Source organism: Candidatus Pelagibacter communis (genome assembly GCF_001180025.1).
Lineage (GTDB): Bacteria > Pseudomonadota > Alphaproteobacteria > Pelagibacterales > Pelagibacteraceae > Pelagibacter > Pelagibacter ubique_A.
Window position 1 is genome coordinate 1 of record NZ_CVSK01000026.1, and the last position, 781, is coordinate 781.

1 protein-coding gene is annotated in these 781 nt (G+C 29.1%); it reads left to right on the forward strand.

Annotated features, from left to right (window positions below; all coding sequences use genetic code 11):
• Window positions 1-87: 87 nt before the first annotated feature.
• On the forward strand, window positions 88-781 hold a 694-nt coding region (locus AMN83_RS00390), incomplete at its 3' end, for a PhoH family protein (protein WP_075503419.1).

The window sequence follows — 781 nt, forward strand, 5'->3', positions numbered from 1 at the left end:
ATAGTTCAAGTGAGAATTAAAGATAGTAATAGAAATACTTTATTCGGTGAAGCTATAACTAATTCAGACAAGAAGGTTGCATAGAATTTGAGTGGAATAAATAAAAAAAATATCGATCAGTCTTTAAAATTTGTTTATTCAGATAACAATTCTCTAAGTGTTATATTTCATGATAATAACTTGTTAATTGGTGTTGTTGGAGAATTTAATAAAAATTTACAAGAATTGGAAAAAATTACAAATTGTAGCCTGTATTCGAGGGGAAATTCAATTTTAATTAAATCAACACCTGAAAAGAATGAAAAAATTAAAAACGCTATTCAGTTTTTGGCCAATCAGTTTATTAATAATGGAAGTATAGAGAATAAAGATATACTTTCATCAGTGGATAACTTTATGATTAATGAAAAAGTAAAAAATAATAATATTACAGATATTATTAAAACTCCCAAGAAATCTATAATTCCTAGATCTGAAAAACAAAAAAGCTATGTTAGAGCTTTGAGGCAGAGTGATATTGTGATTTCAGCTGGCCCAGCAGGAACAGGAAAAACTTTTTTGGCAGTTGCCGTAGGTTTAACAATGCTTTTAGAAAAAAAGATTGAGAGAATTATTCTTTCAAGACCCGCTGTAGAAGCAGGTGAGCGTTTAGGATTTTTACCTGGTGATATGAAGGAAAAAGTAGATCCTTATCTTAGACCCTTGTATGATTCTTTATATGATCTCTTTGACTTTGAAAAAATACAGAGAATGATTGAGATTGGAGATATAGAGATTGCAC